General features: G+C 61.7%; 3 protein-coding genes. 2 read left to right on the forward strand and 1 reads right to left on the reverse strand.

Annotation, left to right across the window (positions count from 1 at the left end):
• On the forward strand, positions 1 to 4,418 hold a 4,418-nt coding region (locus Q0349_RS00690; protein ID WP_298078831.1), incomplete at its 5' end, for a YadA-like family protein.
• A gap of 115 nt (positions 4,419 to 4,533) precedes the next feature.
• Here the strand turns inward: Q0349_RS00690 and Q0349_RS00695 are convergent.
• Positions 4,534 to 5,595, reverse strand: a complete 1,062-nt coding sequence (locus Q0349_RS00695; protein ID WP_298078832.1) for an efflux RND transporter periplasmic adaptor subunit — start codon at positions 5,593 to 5,595, stop codon at positions 4,534 to 4,536.
• Positions 5,596 to 5,733: 138 nt separating this feature from the next.
• Between Q0349_RS00695 and Q0349_RS00700 the strand changes: the two genes are divergently transcribed.
• Positions 5,734 to 6,585, forward strand: an 852-nt coding sequence (locus tag Q0349_RS00700; protein WP_298078834.1) for a siderophore ABC transporter substrate-binding protein, incomplete at its 3' end; no start/stop codon positions are given.

Here is a 6,585-nt window from a genome sequence, read left to right on the forward strand (position 1 = left end):
CTGTTACCACCACCAACAACGTCGCCATCGGCGAGCGTACACGCGCCAGCGGTGGCAACGCCATTGCCATTGGTGCCAGGGGAACCAAAGCCGAAGGACTGGCAGCGATTGCCCTCGGCGTGGGTGCAGACGCCAAAGGACAAAACGGCGTTGCCGCCGGGCAAAACACCGTGGCAAGCGCGTCGGGCACGGTTGCCATTGGCGGCTCCGCCAATGCGGGCAATGGCGCCACCGCCAGCAGCGTGCAGGCGGTCGCCATCGGCCAATTAAGCAAGGCAAGCGGCAACAAAACCACCGCCCTCGGCGCGGAAGCCAACGCCAGCGGACTCAATTCGACCGCGCTCGGCACCGGCGCCAGCACCGCCGGGGGATTGGGCGGCCTGAATGCCGTTGCCGTCGGCGCGAAAGCCAGCGCCAACGCGGGTAGCACCACCGCCGTCGGTGCGGCGGCGCAGGCGAGCGGCGTCAATGCCGCCGCCTTTGGCGCGGGCGCGCAGGCGGGAACGAAAGGCACGGCGGTGGGCTACAACGCGGTCGTGACCCACAACGGCGCGATTGCCCTCGGCGCGGATTCCGTCAGCACTGCCACCTTTGGCGCGGTTCCCAACGCCACCATCAACGGCATCACCTATGGCAACTTCGCCGCCGCCAACGTCAATGCCACCGTCAGCGTCGGCAGCGCGGGCAACGAACGCGCCATCACCAACGTTGGCGCCGGGCGCATCAATGCCAACAGCACCGATGCCATCAACGGCAGCCAGCTTTATGCCATTGGCAACGGCCTGCAAAACCAGATTACCGCCAACAAAACCCACTACTACAGCGTCAATGACGGCGACACCCGTGGCAGCAACTACAACAACGACGGCGCGCGCGGCAAAAACTCGCTTGCCGCAGGCATCAATGCCAGGGCGGGCAGCAGCAACTCGGTGGCGATGGGCGATGGTGCGGATACGGGCAACGGCGTCAATAGCAATATCAAAGGACTGAATACCGCCATTGGCAGCAACGCCAAAATCGGCGCCAACGGCAAAATCAGCTGGGAAGCGACCGCTATCGGTGCCGATACCGTAGCGGAGGGCGTGCGCACCACCGCCGTCGGCTATGGCGCCAGCGCGACCGAATACTATGCCACCGCCCTCGGTTACAAAAGCAGCGCGCCGGAATGGCACGCGCTTGCCATTGGTAGCCAAGCGACCGTCGCGCCTACTGCGACCACCGATGTTGCCGCGGCACAGGCGATTACCACCAACCTAACCAACGTCAGCGACGCTTCCAAATCAGCGGCAGCGGTCGCCATCGGTCGCCAGGCAACCGCCGCTGGCTATGGCGCGATTGCGCAGGGTCTCAATGCCCAGGCGACCACCGCTTACGCCACCACCATCGGCGCCAATGCCCGCGCCGAACGCATCGGCAGCGTCGCCCTCGGCGCCGACAGCGCCGCCAAGGCAGAATCCAGCATCGCCTTGGGGCGCAACAGCGTTGCCGACCGTGAAAAGGGTGCGACGGGTGTTGACCCGTTGGGTGCGAAGGGTACGGCTACCGATGCTTCCGTGTGGCAGGCGACCGCAGGTGCGGTTTCCGTCGGTAATGCGGCGACCAAAACCACGCGGCAAATCACCAACCTTGCCGCAGGCTCGGAAGACAGCGATGCGGTCAACGTCGCGCAATTAAAAGCGGCGGGATTCAATCTGGCGGTATCACAAAGCGGCGGTACTTCCACCGACAACACCGCGGACGCCGCCGACAAAAAAATCAACAACGGTAAAACGCTGACCCTGGACGCGGGCAACGGTATCAACCTGCAACAGAACGGCGGCAAAATCACCATTGCCACCAATGCGCAGGCGATTACCAATAGCGCGCAACTGCCGGTGGTTTATACCAAGGCCGACGGCAGCAAGGTTTACAAGCGCGGCGACAAATTCTATGACGCGCCCGTCGGCGGCAATGAGGTTGTCGCAGCGGATGTGATTGCCTCAATGCAAAACGCTGCAGGTTCAAGCACCGTGCCGACCGTGCTTGCCAACGTCGCCAGTAACTTTGCCGATACCGCCACTGCGACAAGCAATCCGGCAAACAATGCGCGCGGTGATTTCGCGAATAAAGGCAATCGCGCGGCGACGGTCAATGACGTACTCAATGCCGGATTTAATGTGCAGGGCAATGGCGCGGCAAAAGATTTCGTTACCCACGGCGATACCATCAATTTTGCCAACGGGCGCGGCACGGTTGCCAATGTTGAAAGCCAAAACGGCGTAACCACGGTGAAATTCGACACGCCGCTGGAATATGTCGGCGGTACGCCAACCGCACCGGCAACCAATGCCGTCAAACTGGTTGGCGGCGATGCCAGCCAGCCCGTTGCCTTGCAGAATGTTGCCGCAGGAACCAACGACACCGATGCGGTAAACGTATCGCAGCTCAACGCGGTAAAAACGACTGCCAACAAAGGATTCAAGATTGCCGGGAATAGTAAAGCCAACGGAATCACGATGGATAACGAAACCATCAAGCCGGATGAAACGCTGACGGTAAAAGGTACGGGTACGGGTACGTTTGCAACCGACTACAACAGCGACAATATTCAGACCCAGGTCAGCGGCGACGGCACGATTACCATCGGCCTGAAAAAAGATATTGCGGTAAACAGCGTAACCGCCACCGATGGCACCAACACCACCGTAACCCGCCCCACCGGCACCGTTACCAGCGATGGCACAGGCAACACCACGGCCACCACCGCCAACGGCGTAAAAGCCACCGATACCAACGGCAACACCACCTCGCTCACCCAAACCGGCATCACCACCACCGACAGCGCAGGCAACACCACCGCCGTAAACAGCGGCGGCGTTACTATCAGCAAACCGGGCAAAAACGTAGTGAGTCTGACTGGCGACGGTCTGAATAATGGCGGCAATAAAATTACCAACGTCGCCAAAGGTGAGGCAGATACCGATGCGGTGAATGTCAGCCAATTAAATGCCGCTGCCAAAGCCGCCAAAACCGAAGTTAAATCTGCTGATGGTTCGGTTACGGTAACAGCCAATACGCCTACACCGGGTAATCCGACGGTATATGACTTGTCCGTCAATACTGACGGCACCACCATTACCAAAGATGCCAATGGCAAAATAAAGGCCAATACCACCGCGCTCAATCCCGGTACGGGTAATGATTTGGGCAAAGTCATTGTGCCGCCTGCCATCCCGGCAACACCAACGACACCTGCCGTGGATTACAGCGGCAGATTGATGACCGCAGGCGATATTGCCAGCGCCATTAACCATTCCGGTTTTGTGCTGACAACCGACAATACCGGCGGCGGCACCAATACCGGCAAAAGCGATGAGCTGATTAATCCCGGCAAAAAAGTCACCATTGATGCCGGGAAAAATATTGACATCAAGCAAGAGGGCAGCAAAGTCACGGTTGCCACCAAAGACGAAGTGGCATTCAAGCAGGTCACTATTGGCGATGCAGGCAATAATACGGTATTGACCAGCACCGCGGACGGCCTCGATGTCGGCGGCGACAAAATCACCAATGTTGCTGCCGGAACGAAAGACAGCGATGCGGTCAATGTCAAACAATTGAAAGCCGCCAAAACCGAAGTAAAAGCAGGCACCAACATCGCCAGCGTTGATAAAACGCAAGCGAATGATGGCCACGATATTTACACCGTCAATGCCAAAGGGACGACCGTCTCCGGTGCGGGCGATGTCATCGTCACCGCGACCAACAGCGGCGACAACGTCACCAACTACCAGGTGAGCCTCTCCGGCGGCGTCAAGCAGGACATCGGCAAGGGCGTGCAGGCCTATGACATCGTGACCACGCAGGGCATCCGCTTTGGCGGCGACACCGGCGTGACCAACGTGCATAAACTGGGCGACACCATGATGATTATGGGCGACCAAAACGTGAAAACCGCCGCCGATGTGGACGGCATCCATATGCGCCTCAACCCGGACGTAAACGTCAATAGCGTCACCACCGGTGATACCAAAATGAATGACGAAGGCGTTGCCATCAAGAATGGCCCGGCGCTGACCAAACAGGGTATCAACGCGGGTAATCTGCCGATACGCAACGTCGCACCGGGGCGCATCGCGCCGGACAGCCGCGACGCGGTCAATGGTGCGCAGCTGCACGCGCTGGGGCGTTACGTCGATAACGTGGACAAACGCGCGAAAGCTGGCACCGCCTCGGCGATTGCCACCGCGGGCTTGCCGCAGGCGTACCGGCCGGGGGCGAGCATGGTCGCTGCCGCCGGCGGTTACTACGACGGACAAAGCGCGGTCGCCATCGGCGTCTCCACCATCAGCGACAACGGTCGTTGGGTCATCAAGGGCGCGGCGAACGTGAACAGCAAAGAAGCGGGCGCAACCATCGGCATCGGTTATCAGTGGTAAGCCAGACTACTCCTCCTCCTGTGGGGGAGGGCAGGGGTGGGGGCAGCAAACCTCTCGCAGAGCGGCAAACCCCAACCTTGTTTACATACACATCGAGCGCTCAAGTGTATGTAAATCACCCGCCGCCCGCCGCCGCAGGCGCGCCGTCCACCACCCGCACCACATCGCCGTCCTGCAAAAAACTGCCGCCGCGCAGCACAAACCGCGCGCCTTGCGGCAACCCGTCCAGCACCACGACGCGGTCGCCGAGCCGTTCGCCGAGAGTGAGCGCCTGCCTGCGCACGCGGTTATCCGCCTCCACCAGCACCACAAAATCATGACCATCCTCGCGCACCAGCGCCGCCGCCGGAATCGTCCACACCTCCTCCTTGCCGAGCAAAAACCGTCCGCGCAACAACAAATTGGCGCGCAAATCCGCATGACTGTCGAGCGCGACCCGTACCACCCCCCGCCGCGACTGCGCGTCCGCATCCGGCGCGAACAGCCGCACCCGGCCGCCGACCTCCGCCGCACCGACCGTGACCCGCGCGGGCGTGCCAACCTTCAGCCGTTGCCCGTCCTCCGGCGACACCTGCGCCTGCCACTCCAGCGCGCCATCGACCTGCAACACAAACAGCGGCGAACCAATCCCCGCCGTCATCCCGACCTGCGCCGGACGGCTGACCACCACCCCGGCGACCGGTGCGCGCACCTCCGCATAACCGAGGCGCAACTGCGCCAGCTTGCGCGCCGCCACCGCGCCATCCAGCACCGCCTGCGCCTCGCGCTGCGCCGATGCCGACTGCTCCGAATCACTGACGCTGACCACGCGCTCCTGCACCAGCTTGCCCGTCCGTGCCGCATTGCGCTTCGCCTGGGCAAGCGCCGCCTGCGCCCGCGCCTCCTGCGCCTGCGCCTGCGCCAATTCCTGCTTCAGCGTGGCGGTGTCGAACAGCGCCAACACCTGCCCCGCCTGCACCCGGTCGCCAATATCGGCGTTCAACTTGGCGAGCGACACCCCCGCCACCTGCGCATTCACCGCCGCGAGCTCGCGCGCGGCCACCGCACCATCGGCGGCGAGCGAGCGCTCATGCGCGACCCGCACCGCCTGCCCAACCTCCACCGCCAGCGCCTGCCCCGCCTCCTGCGCGCGCGCGGCAGTACATACCCACAGCAAAATGATCAGCCAACGAACCATGACGCACTCCTTCATCAAATCAAGCGACTGTCGCAGTCTAACAAAAAGCCACGGACAAAAATTGCGCAGCTGTCGCTTGCCAACCGTACCTGTTCGGTTTAGGTTCGCGTTTCCCTTCACAACCAACAGGAGCAACCCATGTTGAAAAAACTGCTGGCCACCGCCGTGGCTTCCCTCGTTCTCGCCGCGCTGGCGACGCCGTTGAAAACCGCGCAGGGCGATGTCGAAATCGCCAAAGTGCCGGAGCGCATCGCCGTCTATGACATCGGCGCGCTGGACACGCTGGTGACGCTCGGACTCGGCGACAAAATCGTCGGCATCCCCGGCGAAAAATTCGCCGCCGATTTCGCCACCCCGAACGCGAAAGAAGTCGGCACCCTGTTCGAGCCGGATTTGGAAGCGTTGAACGCCGCCAAGCCCGACCTCATCATCGTCGCCTCGCGCTCGGCGGGCAAACTGGATGAAGTCAAAGCCGTCGCGCAGGCGGTTGATTTGAGCGTGCCGGGCGACAACGCCTATCAAGAAGGCCTGGCGCGGCTGGAAAGTCTCGGCGCGGTCTTTGGCAAAGAAGCCGAAGCGAAAAAAACCGCCGACGCGCTGAACGCCTTGCGCGACGCAGTCAAGGCGGAATCTGCCGACAAGGGCAAAGTGCTGGCGCTTCTGGTCAATGGCCCGAAAATCGCGCTCTCCGGCCCGGATTCGCGCGCGGGCTGGCTGCAAAAAGAGTTGGGACTGCAACTGGTGCATAACGAAAAAATGAGCGGCCGCCACGGCGACCCCGTTTCCTTTGAATACATCGCGCAGGAAAACCCGGACTGGATTTACGCGCTTGACCGCCTCGCCGCCATTGGTGAAGACGGCGCCAGCGCCAAACAAACGCTGGATAACGAACTCGTCCACGGCACCACCGCCTGGAAAAAAGGGCAGGTGGTGTATCTGGACAGCAGCGCGTATCTTGCCGCAGGCGGGGCAAAACAGCTGCAAACGGTT

It is taken from the genome of uncultured Cardiobacterium sp., assembly GCF_938028185.1.
Taxonomy (GTDB): Bacteria; Pseudomonadota; Gammaproteobacteria; order Cardiobacteriales; family Cardiobacteriaceae; genus Cardiobacterium.

Coding starts and splice junctions, on each gene's coding strand:
- Q0349_RS00695 (WP_298078832.1), bottom strand. CDS start 5,595: ATGGTTCGTTGGCTGATCATTTTGCTGTGGGTATGTACTGCCGCGCGC.